Here is a 19154-nt window from a genome sequence, read left to right on the forward strand (position 1 = left end):
TTTTAACATTTTTTTATAATTCAACTTAATTTTTTGGCACGTATTTTACATATGTATTAATAACAAATTTTAATATTAATATCTTTTAAAAAATAGAAATCATGGGAAACAAAACAAAAGGTTTATTAGCTTTACTAGGACTAGGTGCTTTAGCATATTGGAAATATAAAAATTCAAGTCCTGAAGATCAGCAAGTCGTAAAGGATAAGCTTAATACAGCAAAGGATAATCTTAACAAATGGGGAAATGATATTAAGAGTAAAGCCAATGATGTTGCTTCCCAGGTTCAAAATAAAGTAGACGAGGCAAAAACAAAAGCCGAGGATTCTTTAAGCTAAAAAAGACAGTAGTTTTTTTAACATTCATATATAGAAAAAGTCATCGTAGTAGTTTGCGATGACTTTTTGTTTATTCATCAGAATAAATGAAGTGTATTTAAGGCAAAATCTTTGATTTTTTAGCCAGATCTCCTTCGTAATGGTTGGATATTACAATACTTTATTTTTTCTGTGCTATTAACGCAAATATCAGCGGAATTTTATTTCCAAACTGTGGAATTCGCCATTTTCCTTTTTCAACTTCTTCTACATGTCTGAAACACGGATATGGTGACCAATCAAACTCCTGAAAAGTATTCAGTTGCAGATCTTTTTTAATCAGGTTGTCAAGAACTTCCGATAAAGAGTGATTCCACATGATATATTCCTGTACAATAGGTGCAGACTGATCTGCGTAGGTTCCTTCATACGTTTCTACAATCGGTTTTTCATTGAAATAGTTATAGGTGACTTTTGTAAAATCATCATCAAACATCCAAACGACAGGATGAAATTCTGCCATGATAAACTTCCCGCCAGGTTTTAGAAAGTGATTGACAACATCTGCCCATTTTCCAAGATCAGGAAGCCAGCCTATTGTACCATAGCTTGTATATACAATATCAAATTTCTGATCCAGAATATTAGGTAGATCATATACATCCGAACAGATAAATGCTGTATCAGTTCCACACTTTTGTGCAAGATCTCTGGCTGTATCAACTGCTTTATCAGAAAGATCAATCCCGGTAACTTTTGCCCCCATTCTTGACAGTGAAATAGAATCCTGCCCAAAATGACACTGCAAATGCAGAATAGTTTTTCCTTTTATATCTCCCAGAAGTCCCAGCTCAATTGAATTCAGTGAGGTTCTTCCTTTTAAAAATTCATCAACAAAGTAGAAATCCGACTTCAAATGCGGTTCTACTTTTGCATTCCATGATTTTTTATTTATTTCTAAGTAATTTTCCATTGTTTAATTTTAATTTCCCTGAATAATATAATTTTTTTCTAATAATTTTCTTTCAGGTGTATTGGAATTATCCGGCTGAAACCAAACTTCAATCCTGCTTCCATAATAGTCTCCCCAATCTCCTTCTTTCACTGTAAAATCTTTATCGTCACTTGAAAATTCTTTCAATTCATCATTGGGATTAAAAACCTCTCTCATCGATTGTTTTTTAATTTCTTTTTCAGAAAGAATCCTGTTGGTATTAAAATCATACACTCTTAAATAGATCTTGCCTTTTTCTATTGTATTCAGGAAAACATCATATTTATAAGTTCCGGGTTGTAAATAATCATAGATAAGAATATCTGGTTGGGTAACTTCTACAAGTTCTTTCTCATCTGAGAATAATTTCAAAGGCATTGAAAATTTTGCATTCTTAGGATTCTTAATATCATTATGATAAGGCTTATAAGGACTTTTAGGCGGATAAAAAGCGAATAGCCCACCAATGATAAAAAACATAATAAAGCTTAAAAGGCATTGCCAAAGACCGTTTTTAAATTCTTCTTTTTTGAACATCCTCGAAATTCCTAATATAAAGCTTACTCCAGCAACCAGAAATGGTAAAGCCGAGAAAAAATTCCATGTAAAACTGCTGATTGGTAAAATAAGGATGAGTACCCAGCAGAAAATTCCTATAAATAATGTGAGTAAAGAGGTAAAATACCATCTCCAGTTTAATGCTCTAAATACGACTTCTTTTATCATAATTTGCTTATAAGTTTTTTCTTCTGCTCATTAAATTCTTCTTCACTCAAAATTCCACTTTCTCTTAACCTTCCCAATTGTTCCAATTGATCTAAAACAGTGGGTTCAGCTTTATGAAAATTTTCTTCAGGACGGGACATGAAGTCTCTTACCTTTTCACAAAAAAGTTCAGCATGGTATCTTCCTACTCCATCAATCTCTACAATGTCATCAGTAACCTGAATATCTATAGAGGCGAGTAATAATGCAGTTTCATACTGTATTGAACTTATTTTGCTATAAGAAAAGTCTTCTACTTTCAATCCGTACATGAATTCCTTATCTACAAAGATCAGTCTTCTGTCTGTAGCTACTAAAATGATATGATGATTGTTTATTTTATTTCTGCCTTCAACGAGGTAAATAATTTTTTCCTCTTTTGAGATGATATCCGGTAATTCCCGGATTTCTTTTCTGGCAAATATGGTAGGGCTGATATCCAGATTTTCAAGTTCTTCTCTTATTTCGTCGAGTCTTGACTTTTCACTCATAGCTATAGTTTATGGGTCTAAATTACTATTTCTTAGGAAAATAATAATTTAATTTGATTAAAAACTTACACCTCAGAAGGAATTACAATGGAAGAGTGTAAGCAATACACTTTCCAGTCTAAGGTTTCGTACAGCCGTTTTCCTTCTTCTGTTGCGACCAGAAGATTATTTGAAAACCCTTTCGACAAAGCGATCTTCTCAAGTTCTTTCAATAAAAAAGAAGCAAGCCCTTTCCTTTGGTGATTTTTTTCGGTAATAATCCTGTCATAAACGGCAACACTATCTATAAGTGAAACACGACCTATAGAAGCCTGTTCACCATTCTCTGCTACAATCCTGACAACAAAAGTTCTATTATACTCAGAAAACTCTAAGTGATATCCTTTTGCAAGACTGATTTTGGGAAAACTCATCGGATGAAAGCAGGTCATCAAATACCCTTGTGCCTGTAATTGCCATTTTTCAGGAATATCCCCTATAAACCAATCAGGAGAGGTACTTACTTTCAGATAAATCCAAGGCTCATCAATTGACCGGGCAAGTTGAAAAAAATCTTCATTAAGGTCAGGAAATACGTACCGTTCTTTTTGTTTTTCATCTCCCACAAATACATTGAATCCAGACTTATATTGAACAGGAAAAGATACTTCTCTTGATAAACACCATCCTTTAAGCCAGTTTTCTACTATTTCCGTTTTATCCTTCATGATTGGGTGTTAAGAGTTTTATTTTAATTGTTCCAGCAGCTTTCTTTTTTGTTCTGTAAACTCCGTATCGGTAAGAATACCATTTTCTCTCAGTTTTCCCAATTTTTCCAACTGCTCAAGAATATCAAGGGAGCGTGTAGCGTTTGCAGCTGTATTTGCATTTACGGGATTTGTCTGTTGCTGAAGTTGCTGTATCGGTTTATTATAGATAGGTCTTATGATATCATAGAACTTTTCTGCATCTTCTTTATCCATAAAACATTCAAACTCTACCACTCTTTCATCAAGATGTAATTTTATGATTGGAGATCTCGGATCTGTTACAAAACTTATTGACTTGATCGTTTCATTGGGATAATCGTTGATTTTGGCTGTCCCAAACATTGCTTTTGAAACAGAGATCATTCTTTTGGAAGTTGCCACCAGGATTCCTGCAGCCAGTGTATTAACAAACTGAGCATCTGTAATACCAATGATTTTCTCCTCCTCAGAAATAAGATAAGGCAGTTCTTTGATTTCACCTTTGGTAAATACAGAAAGACTCGCATTCAGCTTTTCCAACTCTGTTTTTATCTTCTGCTTTCTCCTTTTATATACTTCTTTAGAAATATTTTGAGCCTCTTCTTCCACAGTCATAGGAAGATTTTCTTGTGTTATAGCAAGTGAATTCTGTTCTGAATTTTTATCCTGAATGATACGATGAATATCATCAATATTGAACTGATTAAGGTTATATAATACTTCCTGATTGATGTAGCTTATTTTATCTAAACATTTATTGCATAAAACACCACCATCCGAAAGCTTATTTTCTCCCAGAAGCGTATCCATAGAGGTTAATTCTGTATTACATAATGAACAAGTATTACTCATTTCTTCTTCTTTTATAATTTATCCAAAAGCTTTTTCTTTTGTTCTGCAAACTCTGCCTCTGTTAGAATTCCACTTTCTTTGAGTTTACCCAATCTTTCCAATTGTTCAATAATAGCTCCGGAATCTGTCTTATTTGTATTGTAGACGTTTTCCTGCACCAAATCCGGAATTATTTGAGAAAATGCATGTAATGGGCTAGGGTCTGCTCTGAATTTATTTTCAGAATAGTTTGTATTATTATTTTTGATATTTAAAAATGCTCTTCCGTCACTTTTATTATGCAGCTTAAATTCTACAGCACCGCCCTTTGTATTAACTCTTAACACTGAGTACAAAAGATTTTCAACCTGATCCAGAGAGATAATATCCTTGTGGTTATATTCATTTTTCACCACTCCACCCAGGAATTTTTTATCCATGAAAATCACCCTCCATTGGGTTGAAAAAATAATTCCTTCCCTCTTATTATGAAGATTGATACATTCTGCAATCGCAATCAAACGTTCGCTCGGATCCAGGACTTTATCCAGTTCATTGACTTCTTCATTGGCTAAAACACTCAATCTGGCTTTCAGGGCTACAATCTGGTCTTTTATTTCGTCTAGTCTGGTGGGAGCATCATATTCATAGTTGCCCGTTCCTGAGGATGAAATTCCCGTACTCTGACTCCCATCAATTTTGCTTTTAAGGAACATTCCTGTTATTTCAGCAAAATAGAACTGGTCCAAATTATTGATAAGATCTCTATTGATAGTAACTGCTTTAGTAAAGCAACCGGCACATAGATAACCGCCATCTGCAAGTTTATTTTTCCCAACAAGCATATCCGTAGACGTCAGCGGAGTTCCGCATAATGCGCAAATAGTATTCATCTGGTTTTAAGTTTTAAATGGTATGGACTAAAACAGTTTTAATCTGTTTTTTGTTCTTTCAGTCCAAATTACAAATTTTGATTCTATATTTATCCTCAAAAATATTCAAATCTTCTTGTTTTTCAGATATTTTTTTCTCCTATTCTTGAAATTTACACTCTCATTCAAAAAAACGGCTCAGGGTTTTAGAACCTTGAGCCGTTTTGATTATATTTTTATCGTATTTTATCCTAAAAACTCATTCAAAGAAACAGTCTTCTGCTCTCCGGCTTCAAGGTTTTTAAAGGTAACCGTGTTATTTTTAAGTTCTTCTTCCCCTAAGAAAACAAGATTTTTAATTCCTTTTTTCTCGGCATACGTAAATTGTTTGTTGATTTTTGCGCTTTCAGGGTATAGTTCTGCTGAAATACCTTTTGCTCTCAACTGCATAATTAATTTCAGAGCTTCTGTAGTTTCTTCACCTCCAAAATTAGCAAATAGATATTCTATTTTACAAGAAGCTTCTTCAGGGAAAAGGTTCAGCTCTTCCATCACCAGATAAATTCTGTCTAACCCGAACGAAATACCAATTCCAGGGATATTTTTAACTCCAAACACTTCTGTAAGGTTATCATATCTACCACCTCCACCGATGGAACCCATTGCTACTTCATCAGCTTTTACTTCGAAAATAGCTCCGGTATAATAATCAAGACCTCTTGCCAACGTAATATTGAATACAAGATTCTGCATATCAACACCAAGGTTCAGAGATTGTGTAAGAACAAATTCCAACTCTTCTACTCCTTTCAATCCGATCTCATTGCCTTCGAATTTTTCTTTTAGCTGAAGAAGGTTTTTCAGTGCATCATCAGACTGACTGAATAAGAAGTCTAGTTTATCAATAGATTCCTGAGAGATTTCTCTTTCTAATAATTCCTTAACCACACCCTCTTTTCCAATCTTATCCAGCTTATCCAAAGCGACAGTAAAATCGATCAGTTTATCCGTAATCCCTGCATATTCAGCTAGCCCGGAAAGAATTTTTCTGTTGTTCATGTGAATCGTCACAGGTACTTTCAGATCAGCAAATGATTTCAAGTATAATTGAACAAGATCCACTTCCTGCAATAAGCTTTCACTTCCTACAACGTCTGCATCACATTGATAAAACTCTCTGTATCTTCCTTTCTGAGGTCTATCTGCTCTCCATACCGGCTGGATCTGGAAACGCTTGAATGGAAATGTTAATTTCCCATGATTCATCGCTACAAATCTTGCAAAAGGTACTGTAAGGTCATAACGAAGCGCTTTATCTGTTAAGCTTTCTGCACTGAAAGGCTTCTCCAACGCTCTCTGGAAGTCATGAAGCATTTGATGTTTTTTATCCTCCTTTGCTTCATTAATGCTTGAATTGAGGATTTTAAAAATCAAGCGGTCTCCTTCTTCTCCGTACTTTCCTGTTAAAGTAGAAAGATTTTCAAAGCTTGGTGTTTCTAATGGCTGAAATCCGAATAATTCGAAATTATTCTGTAAAATACCGATGATATATTTTCTTCTGGAAACTTCCTGCGCCGTAAAATCTCTTGTTCCTTTTGCTAAACTTGGCTTCATTTATTGTATGTCATTTTGATAAGTACAAAAGTAAGGAATTGCAGGGACTTTACACAGCATAAAAAAGCTGAAGAAGCAATCTTCCTCAGCTTTTAAAGTTAATAGGATCATTTATTCTGAAAAATCATACACTTTCAAGGATTTCCAGTATTTCTTCGCCATAATTTTCAATCTTATGCTTTCCGAATCCTTTGATCTCCAGCAGCTCTTCTTTTTTGGCTGGTTTATACTTGGCTACAGACATCAGCTCTTTGTTGCTGGCAATGAAGTAGCTTGGCAGATTTTGTTCTCTGGCTTTCTCTGATCTCCAAAGCTTCAGGGCATTGAGAATCTTTTCTTCATCAGGATTCAGGAAATCATCTTCTGCAGAATATTTAACAGCCTTTGGTTCTTTCACTGTATTTTTCACCAATTTTGGCTCTTCGAAATACAGAATTACAGACCAATAACATTCATCGTTTACAAAAGCAGTCTCTACTTTTATAATCTCATTACCTTCCAGAAAATCATCCAGCATTTTCTGATCTTTGTAGAGAAGTTCTTCCGGGAGTCTGATCTTAAAAACCTTTACTTTCATCATTTGAGTTTTTAGAATTATTTACCTCCTAACAACAGAATTTCATCTACACGAATTTCCGTAATGTAACGCTTTACGCCATCCTTATCGTCATAAGACCTGTACGTAAGTTTACCTTCAATCGCAATTTCTTTTCCTTTAGGGACATACTTTTCCATAATTTCTGCTACTTTCCCGAAAGCAATCAGATTATGCCATTGCGTCTCTTCTACCTTTTCGCCTTTAGCGTTTGTGTAATGATCGCTTGTAGCTAAGGATACATTTGCTTTTACATTTCCGTTTTCGAAGTTTACCATTTCAACTTCCTTACCTGTGTAACCAATTAATGTTACTTTGTTTCTTAGTGACATAACTTTTAGATTTTAATGATTAATATTTCAGATAAGAGACGTTCACTGTTTTCTCAAATCTCTGTGGCAAAGTTGCAGATCCCACCAAAGCTCAGTCGGTTATAAACTATTTAAATTCGTTTGTAGTCGTTTACGATCGGATAAAAACATAAAAAGAATATGGCACAAACTAGTATTTATTAAGATTAAAAGATAGTAAAGATTACTATCTTTTTGGAAAAATTTAACTCTTAAATTCTATCCAAATTAACTGTATATAATTAATGAGATTATAGTAGAATATTTCTTATATTTGAATAAAACTAATTAAACCCTGAAACTCAAAATTCTTTTATGTATAATAATAAAAAGAAAAGGTAACATGTTGTCAGGATAATGAGGGGAATCTTCTTTTGGGTTTGGTATAAAACCTATTACCATGGATAAATTCTTTGATTTACTTGAAAAACTGATAAATGCTATTAAAAGTAATGGATTATTTATTCTACTTGCAATTAGTATTTGGTGCGTTCCCACAGTTGCTATTTATCTCTTTATCTGGCTTCCCCGAAAGGCAAAAGAAAATAAAATAGTAATTTTAAATAAACTTTCGGATAACTACAATGCTAAACCGAAGAAAAGTAATATTTCGAAAAAAATTGGGATACAGTTAATTTGTAGTATTACAAATAATAGAAACAATCCCAATATCAAATATTTTTATTTTCTCTCTCTTTTATATTTTTCAATTTTATTCACCGATTGTGGTACAATGCATGAATCAAAACAGGATACTGACGGAGATGGCATTATTAATACTAATGATAAATGTCCAAATGTAACAGGTCCTATCGAAAATAACGGATGCCCATGGTCAGATAGTGATGGTGATAATATCTTTGATAAAGATGATATGTGTCCTACAATACCTGGATCTCCGGAAAACAATGGTTGTCCAAAAACAAGTAGCTCCATTGGTTATTATAATTTAAGAAGGTTTCCTGAAAAACCGCCTTATCCTTCAGATGTAGAAATCTTACCCAATACATATTTTAAAAGTGCAAAATTAATTGGGGATATTAACAGCAAACTTACAAACGCCTTGAGAATAAATAAATATACTCGAATTAGCTATTATTATGTAAGTGAAGGCTTTGCACTAGTAACACAGTTGGAACAGACAGATAAGGCAGGAAGACCTTTTCCGGAAGAATCACGTTGGAAATATAAAAATAATAAACAATACTTCTTCTCTCTTAAAGACTATATTAATTCACTTTTTATTGCCCAGCCAGGCTATTACAGATGTATAGTGTTTATAATTAATAGAAATCCCATATCTTTTTCCGATAGTGAAGCTTCACCAGAAATTATGAATATGATGATGAGCGAAGGTGCTACCTCTTTACCTGATGAAATTGGGCAGCAGAATTTCACTTCACAGCATAAAGTAACAGCATTAATTTATCAGTTTAAAAAATCTGAAAGTAGTGATACTGCTGAGCTATTATCACCAACACCAATACCAGGTAAGAATCTAACAGTTACTGGTATTATAAATACTTTGAAAAAATGAAAATATCTTTTGAAACAGCAAAAAGAAAGCTTTCAATACCTTGGTTTACAGCTTCTTCAATACTATTTATAATTATGTTTATGCAAACCATTGGAGGCAAATTTGAAGATAAAAATATTGAAGCTTGGGGCTGGTTTACCCAAAATTTGTTACCAACTCTTTCACTTATTATAACTGTTTTTGTAACCGACTTGAATACAGAAAATTCTGATAAGGAAGTAGAAAAATTTTATTTTAATTTGGCTTTTGGCCTTTCAATTTTTTACCTACTTGTTGTTTTAAGTGTGTTGCTAGCACAACCACTTTCTTCAAAAGGAATGATCCCCTGGCTACAATCATCAAGTATTTATCTCGGTCCTTTTCAGGGGCTTGTTGCAGCAACTGTAGGTATGTTCTTTTTAAAAAAAGTAAATAAAGATTAATGTAAAAAATTAATACTGGAACAATTTTAAAAATTTTCTCCAAATATATCTTTTAAATTTTTTATTATATTAGCGACACTAATAATTAAGAATGCTCTCCAAATTTAAATCTGGTCATCGTAAAGAGATAGAGAAAAAAATCAAACAAAATCACTTTGAATTATTTGAAAATTCAGATAACTATCTCATTAAATATTTCAACATTTTATCGAAACGCGAAAATTGGTGGTTAGTATTTCTAAATGTTGTTATTCTCTATATTTTAGTCGCAGCTATAAACCTTGATTTTACTTTTATTAAAATAGATAAAGACACCGCTAGTACGATAATTGATCAGCGAACTTCTAATGTAGCAACCATTATCAGCATGACACTAGCAGTGATAGGACTTTTATTAAGCAATCTTGCTGTAAAAAACGATCAAACCTATAAATTGCTTTTTGTAAACTCAAGATTATATTTAATTATATATTATACTTTGAGTGCCATTTTCTGTTTGATTATAGTATCAACATTACGAGATTCTATTGAACCGTACTTTGAGAGATTCGTGCTCGCAGGTACTTATTTGGCTTTAATTATATTAATTGGAATTGGATATTTATTTAGTACGATAATAAATTTCGCAAATGCTTCTAATATTCAAAAAATTCTAAAACAAAAGCTGATCGATGAAATAAAGATGAATGTCAAAATTTTTCTATTGTCGAAATATAGTGCGGCAGAATTTAAAAACTTGATGCATGATCACGGTATTGATCCAGTGGGACTAAGACAACGGCTTCTTTTACCTGATTTAGATCGACCACCTACCGAAGAATATTTAATATATGATATTGATTTTAAAGATTTACAGGATAGATTAAAGAATCGACATGCTTATGAAAAATATTACTATGTTGAAAGTCTATCATTAAATTTAGTTACTCAGAATCATTCAAATTTTATTTTTCCAGGTATTACAACATCTTATAATAGACAACTGGACTTATCAGGGTGTTTAACATTAAAAAAACCTTCGAAAATTATAAACCAATCAGATGAATATGTGCGTTACTTCGAGACTAAATTAGAAGAATATACCACAGAAGGAAAACAAAAAAATATAAATGAGATTTTATCGATTTATGATGAATTATTTGACTTATTATTAAAACACGATATTGTATGAATAATGTTCATATTGCAAACAGCTTGGCTACCAGTATTTGGTCTTCACTCAAGATTGCGATTGAGAATAATAGCCCCGAAACTGTAAACACTTTTGTAAATTTTTTAAGAAAAATTTTACGAAAAACATTAAAATATAAAAAGATTGAAACTTTTAATCAATTTATAATTTTTCCAGATACGATCTATACAACTATAAAACAACAACAGAGTAAATACCAATTAAAAGGAGAGAAAATATTTTTTGTAGCTGATGAAATGTCACGTCACATAAGTGAAATAATTACATTGATTAGAATTTTAACAAAAGATGAATCTAATAAATTATTAATCATTGATTTTTATTATGAGGCTTTTAGAAGTTTTAATGATCTATTATATAGACAGACTACATTTTATGACTGGGAAATGTTGGCCTCATCGATAAAAAAATATCGATATTTAACTGGTGATTTATTTGCTGATCCAAGTAGTAAATACCGCTTAAATATTTTAATTTCTGAAAGTTACGGAGATGAAAATACTGAAGAAATACAAAAAATTAAAGCTGATTTAGAGGTTCAATCTCGAGTCAGTAATTATGGGAGGCAAACCCTTTCTGGCCTTAAATATTGGCTCTATTTACTGTACGATGAGGGTATAATTGATACTGAGAATTTACTTAGACTATTGCAAGTAGTTAAAGAAGTTCAGATAAATGATTTAGACAAAGAGATTAAGGATCTCTTTTTTTTCAGAACTTCAAATCTATCACAGTACATGGGGTGGAAACACTGGGACTTCATGGGTCGGCCTGAAATGGAATCGTTTAGACCTCCGATGGTTTCAAACTGGATGACTACCGGATTTGTAATCGATAGAATAAGGACGAAGAACTATTATTTTGATATATCTGAAATTAGCTCAAATCAAAAAATGACACTTCCTTTTCTATATGACGCAGTGCAAGAAGATATTCAAAAATTCAGAAAAGACTATGAGAAATGGCAAAAAATATTGTTGGTGAGAAATATTGATGAATATGATAGGATAGCAAAAAACTTATTAGCTTCTATAGCATTTGCAAAGCGAGTGATCGTAAGTGAGGAAGAAAAATTATTAGCTGAAAAAGATCTTGATGATAGTAAAATAAGATGGTTTACAATACAAATGCAAGATGCGTGGAAAATCGAAACTAGGATTAGAAAAATTTTTAACATTTTAGGGGATATTATGGAGGTTTCCGAGGATTATCCGGGAATTAAAAAATTAGAACAGCACAACTTTATTGAAAATGGTAAAAAATTATTTAATAAAGATGATTATGTGAACGCAAAAAATGGATTGGATCATTTTGCTACGGGATTTGGAAAAATGGAAAATGACCTGTTTATTGAAATTGTCGAGAATTGTGATCCGGTGATTATCCATGAAACATCCCTATTACTTTTACTCGATTCCGCCCTTGCACAAATGCAAAGAAATTCAATTACAACTACTGCTATTATTTTGGAATCTGAATATCTCTATAAAGATGAAGAATTTTTCAGATCAGATAGGTATACTGGTTACTACAATCCTATATATCATGATGATACTATGAATTTTTTTGTATTAGGTGAATTTGACGGTATTCCCATATTTTTAGTAGATAGCCCATTGTTGAAAGATAAAGTAGTCATCAGCAATTTTAAGAAAGCTTTTCTGATGCACCATATTGTTAATGAAGCCTGGTTTGAGAATGAATTGTCTGTAGATGTAAATAAAATACCAGAAGAATTGGTTGAAGAAAAATACTTCGAAAATCCAAGTGTATGGCAACAGACTGATGAGGGTATTCTTTTATCCGAGGAGGACGCAAAAATTAAAATACGTAATTCAATTACAATAGACTTTGAAAGATTTGTAGATTTTGAGGTTAAGGATAAGACTCAATTCATTGTTGGTCATATTATAGAATCTAATAATATATAATATAAGACCATTAGCGATAAACAAAATATTATAAAGGTTAATTACACTTATATAACTTATTCTAATACAATGATTAACTTCAAAATTCACATTTTTTTACAGAAAAACCACATAAATACATTTAATTGTAATGTGATTAGTTAATCGTGATCAATCTGAACTCTATTTGAATAGATTAAAAAGCTTTTTTAAAGTGATATTTTATAGCTGATTTCTACATTTGTATCGATATAAGCTGTAAATTGTAACAAACTAATTTGTGAAAACTTGCCTTATTCTAATTATGATGTAGTCTTTCTTTATAATCCTAGAGACAAGACAGTGCCACATCAAATATAACCGGAGGTACTTAGCCACTGACCAACTTCCTCAATAGAGTATAAGAGCTCTATTGAGCGTAACGTAACGAAAAAAGTAATTCTTAATATATTATAGAACATTAACCAAATTTTAATTATGGAAGACAACTTAACTTATGAATTTTTTATACGCAGATGTTGGAACTGCGATAGATTTAAACATGGAGCCAATACTGATGACTGGGAACGTCTGACAATCAATCATTTTAATTACAAAAACCCTAAACCTGGTGTTAAGGAAGATCAGTTAGAGCGCACATATCATAAGAAACTAGATGAAATAAAAGAACATTTAGACAAAGCTTTTAACAAGCTTAGTTCAGTATTGGCTAAGAAAAAAATACCCGCGTCTGTAATTGACGATATTGCTAAATACAAGACACAAGTTGCTGATAGTACACAACCGCAAGAAATAATGGATTGCCTAAATAGTACAATTCCTATTCTGGACGAATACGACATTCGTCTTAAATAAATATTTGACGGCTGTCTTTTTGACAGCCGTTACTATTTTCAAAACTCTTCCTCTCACTACTACTCTGTATATCTGTAGTAGTCGGTTGAATATATTTTAAATTAAGTAATTCAAATATGAACATCAAATGTGAACAATAATTTCTTTTTTTGTATAAAAAATTATAACAAAAGCCATTCAATAAAAAGATTAAAAAACATCGATTACAAAAAATGAACATTCTACACTACATATTTTGCTACTTTGTTTCTTAGTGACATAACTTTTAGATTTTAATGATTAATATTTCAGATAAGAGACGTTCACTGTTTTCTCAAATCTCTGTGGCAAAGTTGTAGATCCCAACAAGGCTCAGTCGGTTATAAACTATTTAAATTCGTTTGTAGTCGTTTACGATCGGATAAACAAAACAAAAAATACACTATAGGAATTATTTTATAGAGTAAAAAAATGTTGATTTAATTTGAAAAACAAAAATTCACAAAGTAATTAGTCACTAATGCACGATTTTTTTTATTCGTGCATTAGTGGCTATTTAATTTAGATTTAAATTATTTTTGTATTGTGTTCTATACAAAAAGGTAGTACAAAGATTTTTGAATATAAAGAAATGAGTATATGAAGAAGCTGGAGATTAAAAAGAATATTCAAAAGGAAGAGGATAAAAATCTTTCTTTTCGGGTTTTTGATTTAACCAATGACTCTTTGAAAGAGTATGGTAAGCCACACAAAAAAGATCATTTTTTTATTATCGTTATTGAAAATGGGACTTTACAACTGCATATTGAGGATAAGATTCATTTTTTGAAGCCAGGGAAAATCTCTGTGGTATTTCCGGAGCAGGTGCATTTTATTTCTGATATAAGTAATGACCTGAAAGGAAAAATCATTCTGTTTGAAGAAATATTATTCTGTTCAGATATTTTGAAAAACGAACTGAGTACTTATAATGTCAACCTTTCCACGCAGCTTCATTGTACCGTTTTGTCATCAGAAGACTTTCAGCAAAGTTTATATACAATCTCCATCATCAAAGGAATTTATCAGCATCCAAGCCTTATCAAAAAGGAACAGGCAAGGTTTCATATCAAAATTTTTCTGTTGGGGTTAATTGAATCTGTTCATGGACTTCATCCTATCTTGCATAAAGAAACACCCGACAAACCAATATATGTTCGTTTTAAAAAATTGTTGAATGAACATTACAAACAATACAGAACGGTTCAATATTATGCAGATGAACTGGCTATTAGCCCAAAAAAATTAAACTCCATTACAAAAAAGCATTGTGGAGAAACGGCCATTCAAGCCATTCATAACCGAATTTTAATAGAGATCAAACGGCAATTGATGTTTTCAGATCTTTCTCATAAAGAAATCGCCTTTGATCTTGGTTTCAATTCACCTTCTGCTCTCAATAAGTTTGTAAAGGCAAAATTGAAGGAAACCCCCACTGCTCTTCAACAGGAATTGGCGCAAATGTATAACACATAATCCTGTTTGTATAACATGGTCCGTCTGGGCTTATCTAATTTTGTCTCATTAAAATCAAACAAAAAAAATGAGCAAATTATTCATTGCAGGAGAAGTTTTCCATGGTGCCGGAAGTCTTTCAGAATTAGCAAATATTAAAGGTAAAAAAGCGGTAATCGTAACAGGAGGAAGCTCAATGAGAAAAAGCGGAACTCTGGATAAGGCCATCACTTATCTTACTGAAGCAGGAATAGAAACACAAATTTTCGAAGGTGTAGAAGAAGATCCGTCATCAGCAACTTGTATGAAAGGAGCTGAAATCATGAAAACATTTGAGCCTGATTGGGTGATTGGTTTAGGAGGTTGTTCTGCCATTGATGCCGCAAAAATCATGTGGGTATTTTACGAATATCCTGATGCCGATTTTGATGCGATGATAAAACCTTTCACGGTTCCTGTTTTAAGAAATAAGGCAAAATTTATCGCCATTCCATCCACAAGTGGTACAGGAACTGAAACTACAGGTCTTGCTGTAATTACCGACAGAGAAAAAGGGGTAAAATATCCTATCGTTTCTTATGAATTAACACCGGATATTGCTATCGTAGATGGAGAAATCTGTGCTTCAATGCCTGCACATGTGACTTCCAATACGGGGCTTGATGCATTGACTCACTGTGTGGAAGCTTTTGTTTCCAATATTGATAATAATATCGCAGATGCGCTTTCAAAAGGAGGCCTTGATATTGTTTTTAACAATTTAAAAGAAGCGGTAGAAAATCCAAACAATATTACAGCCCGTCAGAATATGCATGATGCTTCTTTTATGGCAGGTTTAGCTTTCAATAATGCATGGTTAGGAATTGTTCACTCATTATCTCATCAAGTTGGAGCGTTGTATGGGATTCCTCACGGAGCATCTAATGCTATTTTCCTTCCTAATGTTATCCGTTATAACGCTCAAGCTACAGAACGCTATCCAGATTTAGCCAGAGTTATTGGTAAAGAAACAGCTGAAGACCTTGCGCAGGCCATCGAGGCATTACGTTTAGAGGTTAATAATCCATCAGCCATAAAAGAATTTGGAATTTCAAGAGAAGATTGGGACAAAAATATTGATTATATCACGGCTAATGCACTTGCAGATCCTTGTACAGGTTTCAATCCTAGAGTTCCTTCTTTGGATGAATTAAAGTCAATTTATAATGCTTGTTATGAAGGGCTTGTTTACACTGAAGAATTGGTGGCAGGATAATTAATTTTGGTAATTATATACAATTTTACATTAATGCGGTTATCTTATTACTATGACTCTGTCATTCTGAATACAGACTGAAGGTCTGTGAACGTAGTTCAAAAGTGAAATGAAGAATCTAAGCGATATTATGAGATTCTTCCTTCGTCAGAAATCAAAGATTCGGCGTAGCCAATGACAGTGATGTAAAATTGTATATAGACACTATAATTTTATATTTAAATTTTAGCATAAAAAACAGGAAGTCTGATAAACTTCCTGTTTTTGCTATCATTACGCTCTCAGTTTTAAATTTTCTCACATTCAATGATGCTTTTCGCTTCTGTACCAATCTGAACAAGCCTGCTGAATTGTAATCCTGATTTTTCCAAAAGAACTTTAAACTCGCTCAATGTTCTTTCTCTTCCGGTAAGACAAGCCAGCATTACAATATCCAAAAGTTTGGCAATATGAGGCTGATTTAGAGAATCATCAGGAATAACGGCATCTATAATCAATAGTTTTGCTCCTTTTGGCATTGCATCATAGCAAACTTTTAAAATCTGAATACATTCCTCATCATTCCAGTCATGGATAATCCATTTCATGGTATATAAATCTGCTCCTTCCGGAACTTTTTCAAAAAAACTACCGATGGCAACAGAACATCTTCTTTTTAAATTTTCGGGGATAAGTTCCACAGTCTTTTCGATTACATTTTCTTCATCAAAAATGACCCCTGAACTATCGGATGCAGCATCCAGGATAGTATACATCATCACTCCATTTCCTCCGCCTATATCTACTATTTTTTTATAGGGACTGAAATCATAATTTTCCATAATTCCTTTTAGCTCCGTTCCTGACATTCCGGTCATCCCTTTTCCGAAGTTCTCCCCTATTTCCGGATGCTTTTTATAGTAAGTCCAAAGAGGCATTCTGTGAATATGATCAAAAGGGATTTCACCTGTCTGAACAGCGTAGGTAAGCTCTCCATACGCAGGAAAATGTTCTTTCATTATCGTAAGTACAAAATTCTTTGCTGTTCCTGGCACATCAGTCTGCAATGCTGCCCCAAAATCATTTAATGCAAAGATTTGGTTCTCTGATTCTTCAAAAATACCCACACTGCTTAATGCTCTCATGATTCTATACAATGCTTTTTCATTGGACTGTATTTCTTTTGCCAGCGATGAAATTGTTTTCGGGCCAGCTGCCAAATGATCTGCAATGTTTAATTCTGCGGCTGTCTTTACACAGCCGGCAATCCACACACCGCCTAATACTTGAAACATCTTCAAGGTAAATTCAGGTTTTACGGGTTGTTTTTTCATAGGAATAGTTTTTAATTGAGATTAAAGTTTACAATATCATAATTCAACAATAAGTGAAATTATGTATTTTATTCATAACTTACTGACATTTAAATTAAAAAAACAATTATAACCACTAGCTTATGTAAAAATTTATCAAAGAAATTATTTAAATTAGTCTTCATTGTTCAATCAAAATTCCATTAGAGATGCAGAATCGTTTTAAAAACATTGCAAAAGCAGGACTGTTTGTCCTATGTTCAAATTTTTCATATGCTCAAAAAACATATATCCCTGTTCCCCAATCTCAATTTGATTTAAGTGACTTTAACCTTCAGCTTCCTATTGAGAAAAACAATTCTATAACCATAATTAAAGGAGCAGATATTCCTAAGTTTTCTTCCGAGAATTTTTATTTTTCACCAGAGGACACGAGCATCCGTCTTTTTTGTTCTTCTGATGGCAAAACTACTCAGGGATCTCACTACCCCAGAACAGAACTACGACAAATTAGCGAATGGCATTTTGAAAACCAACATCATTTACAGGTTAAAATGGCGGTATTAAAGCAGCCTGGTACGGGAAAGATAATCATTGGACAGATCCATGGTAATTCCAAGGGAACGGAAGCTGTAAAAATCTGGTGGAATAATGGTAACCTTCAGGTTGGTTTTAAAAAAGAAGTTGATGATAAAGAACAACGCATTACTCTTTTGAAAAACATTCCTTTGGGACAAGTATTTGAATACTCTATTGAACAAAACAACTTAAATATTCAGGTAAAAATAAACCAACAAACGACTGTATTTAGCCTTGGAAATAGCTGGAAACACGAATCAGTTTATTTTAAAGCCGGGAATTATCTGCAAGACAATAAATTTCCGGTAACCTCCGGTACTGTGGCTATTTATCAAATTAAAACAAACAGCTAATCTGAAAGACCGGTTAAAGGCTGGTAATAATTTTTACTCTTGAAGGCTGCAATCTCCATATTATCCATTTACAAACGGATAATTCTGTATCTTTGTACTATCATCAAAAAAGAAGACAACCTCAATGAAGAAGACGATAAAAAGAACATTCAGAGTTTCGAAATATGTGATCTATAAGGAAACACTGGTTGATTACAAGGAGCATTTCTGGTCATTCTTAGGTGCTTTTTTCGGAATTGGACTGATTGCTTTTATACAGTCTCATTCTTTGACACAGACAGAAAACATATTTCTGATCGGTTCTTTTGGGGCTTCCAGTGTTCTGATTTATGGAGCCATTCAAAGTCCGTTAGCACAACCTAGAAATTTGATAGGTGGGCATGTGCTTTCAGCATTAGTAGGGGTTACAGTGTATCAAATTGTACCGGATATTATATGGATTTCGGCTCCATTGGCTGTGGCTTTTTCTATTGTATTGATGCAATACACAAAAACCCTGCATCCGCCAGGTGGAGCAACAGCTCTTATTGCGGTAAGTTCAACCGGAAAAATTCCGGAATTAGGCTATTGGTATGTTATCTCTCCGGTTCTTTCGGGGTGTATTATCCTGTTGCTTGTGGCTTTGTTTTTTAACAATATAACGCCCAACAGAAGCTACCCTTCTCACAGCAGGTTTATAAGATTGTTACGAAAAAAACATGCTCACGGGCACAAAATGAAAAAGTAAAA

The 19154-nt window shown here is 33.0% G+C and carries 20 protein-coding genes; 10 read left to right on the plus strand and 10 right to left on the minus strand.

Annotated features, from left to right (window positions below):
• Nucleotides 1-101: 101 nt before the first annotated feature.
• Nucleotides 102-338, plus strand: a complete 237-nt coding sequence (locus EL260_RS15005; RefSeq protein ID WP_123856117.1) for a YtxH domain-containing protein — start codon at nt 102-104, stop codon at nt 336-338.
• Nucleotides 339-498: 160 nt separating this feature from the next.
• Here the strand turns inward: EL260_RS15005 and EL260_RS15010 are convergent, their stop codons facing one another.
• From EL260_RS15010 to EL260_RS15050, 9 genes are all read right to left on the minus strand, one after another.
• A complete protein-coding gene (locus EL260_RS15010; protein WP_123856118.1) occupies nt 499-1290 on the minus strand; it encodes a class I SAM-dependent methyltransferase in 792 nt (263 codons plus the stop codon).
• A gap of 9 nt (nt 1291-1299) precedes the next feature.
• A complete protein-coding gene (locus EL260_RS15015; protein WP_123856119.1) occupies nt 1300-2037 on the minus strand; it encodes an ABC transporter permease in 738 nt (245 codons plus the stop codon).
• Nucleotides 2034-2567: a PH domain-containing protein gene (locus EL260_RS15020; protein WP_123860549.1), complete on the minus strand. Its 534-nt coding sequence runs from the start codon at nt 2565-2567 to the stop codon at nt 2034-2036. Before EL260_RS15020 ends, EL260_RS15015 begins: the two co-directional genes overlap by 4 nt.
• Nucleotides 2568-2632: 65 nt before the next feature.
• Complete coding sequence (locus tag EL260_RS15025; RefSeq protein WP_123856120.1) at nt 2633-3274, minus strand: GNAT family N-acetyltransferase; 642 nt, start codon at nt 3272-3274, stop codon at nt 2633-2635.
• Between the two features lie 18 nt (nt 3275-3292).
• Nucleotides 3293-4147 (minus strand): PH domain-containing protein, encoded by an 855-nt coding sequence (locus tag EL260_RS15030; RefSeq protein WP_123856121.1) that lies wholly within the window; start codon nt 4145-4147, stop codon nt 3293-3295.
• An 11-nt stretch (nt 4148-4158) separates the two neighbouring features.
• Nucleotides 4159-5019 (minus strand): SHOCT domain-containing protein, encoded by an 861-nt coding sequence (locus EL260_RS25990; RefSeq protein ID WP_123860550.1) that lies wholly within the window; start codon nt 5017-5019, stop codon nt 4159-4161.
• A gap of 225 nt (nt 5020-5244) precedes the next feature.
• Nucleotides 5245-6612 (minus strand): histidine--tRNA ligase, encoded by a 1368-nt coding sequence (gene hisS, locus EL260_RS15040; RefSeq protein WP_123856122.1) that lies wholly within the window; start codon nt 6610-6612, stop codon nt 5245-5247.
• A gap of 124 nt (nt 6613-6736) precedes the next feature.
• Nucleotides 6737-7192, minus strand: coding sequence for an HRDC domain-containing protein (locus tag EL260_RS15045; RefSeq protein WP_228445475.1), 456 nt, complete (start codon nt 7190-7192; stop codon nt 6737-6739).
• A 14-nt stretch (nt 7193-7206) separates the two neighbouring features.
• Nucleotides 7207-7539 (minus strand): single-stranded DNA-binding protein, encoded by a 333-nt coding sequence (locus EL260_RS15050; RefSeq protein WP_123856123.1) that lies wholly within the window; start codon nt 7537-7539, stop codon nt 7207-7209.
• A 418-nt stretch (nt 7540-7957) separates the two neighbouring features.
• On the opposite strand from EL260_RS15050, the gene EL260_RS26155 reads away from it, so the two are divergent.
• The 7 genes from EL260_RS26155 (at nt 7958) to EL260_RS15085 (ending at nt 16201) form a co-directional block, all read left to right on the plus strand.
• Complete coding sequence (locus tag EL260_RS26155; protein ID WP_185145914.1) at nt 7958-9094, plus strand: hypothetical protein; 1137 nt, start codon at nt 7958-7960, stop codon at nt 9092-9094.
• On the plus strand, nt 9091-9516 hold the full coding sequence (locus tag EL260_RS15060) for a hypothetical protein (RefSeq protein WP_123856124.1): 426 nt from the start codon (nt 9091-9093) through the stop codon (nt 9514-9516). The genes EL260_RS26155 and EL260_RS15060 overlap by 4 nt, the downstream gene beginning before the upstream one ends.
• Nucleotides 9517-9607: 91 nt before the next feature.
• Nucleotides 9608-10687, plus strand: coding sequence for a hypothetical protein (locus EL260_RS15065; protein WP_123856125.1), 1080 nt, complete (start codon nt 9608-9610; stop codon nt 10685-10687).
• Nucleotides 10684-12639, plus strand: coding sequence for a hypothetical protein (locus EL260_RS15070; protein WP_123856126.1), 1956 nt, complete (start codon nt 10684-10686; stop codon nt 12637-12639). Before EL260_RS15065 ends, EL260_RS15070 begins: the two co-directional genes overlap by 4 nt.
• Before the next feature lie 456 nt (nt 12640-13095).
• Nucleotides 13096-13473 (plus strand): hypothetical protein, encoded by a 378-nt coding sequence (locus EL260_RS15075; protein ID WP_123856127.1) that lies wholly within the window; start codon nt 13096-13098, stop codon nt 13471-13473.
• A gap of 618 nt (nt 13474-14091) precedes the next feature.
• Nucleotides 14092-14967, plus strand: a complete 876-nt coding sequence (locus tag EL260_RS15080; RefSeq protein WP_123856128.1) for an AraC family transcriptional regulator — start codon at nt 14092-14094, stop codon at nt 14965-14967.
• A 67-nt stretch (nt 14968-15034) separates the two neighbouring features.
• The gene (locus EL260_RS15085; RefSeq protein ID WP_123856129.1) at nt 15035-16201 is read left to right on the plus strand and encodes an iron-containing alcohol dehydrogenase; all 1167 of its coding nucleotides are present in this window, start codon (nt 15035-15037) and stop codon (nt 16199-16201) included.
• Between the two features lie 287 nt (nt 16202-16488).
• Here EL260_RS15085 and EL260_RS15090 read toward each other — a convergent pair whose 3' ends face one another.
• Complete coding sequence (locus EL260_RS15090) at nt 16489-17514, minus strand: methyltransferase (RefSeq protein ID WP_123856130.1); 1026 nt, start codon at nt 17512-17514, stop codon at nt 16489-16491.
• Nucleotides 17515-17702: 188 nt separating this feature from the next.
• Between EL260_RS15090 and EL260_RS15095 the strand changes: the two genes are divergently transcribed.
• Entirely contained in the window at nt 17703-18425 is a 723-nt protein-coding gene (locus EL260_RS15095) for a polysaccharide lyase family 7 protein (RefSeq protein WP_123856131.1), read from the plus strand.
• 124 nt (nt 18426-18549) lie between these two features.
• Nucleotides 18550-19152 carry an HPP family protein gene (locus EL260_RS15100; protein WP_123856132.1) on the plus strand — a complete coding sequence of 201 codons (603 nt, stop codon included), beginning with the start codon at nt 18550-18552 and terminating at the stop codon, nt 19150-19152.
• The last annotated feature ends 2 nt before the right edge of the window (nt 19153-19154 follow it).

Source organism: Chryseobacterium nakagawai, assembly GCF_900637665.1.
Taxonomy (GTDB): domain Bacteria; phylum Bacteroidota; class Bacteroidia; order Flavobacteriales; family Weeksellaceae; genus Chryseobacterium; species Chryseobacterium nakagawai.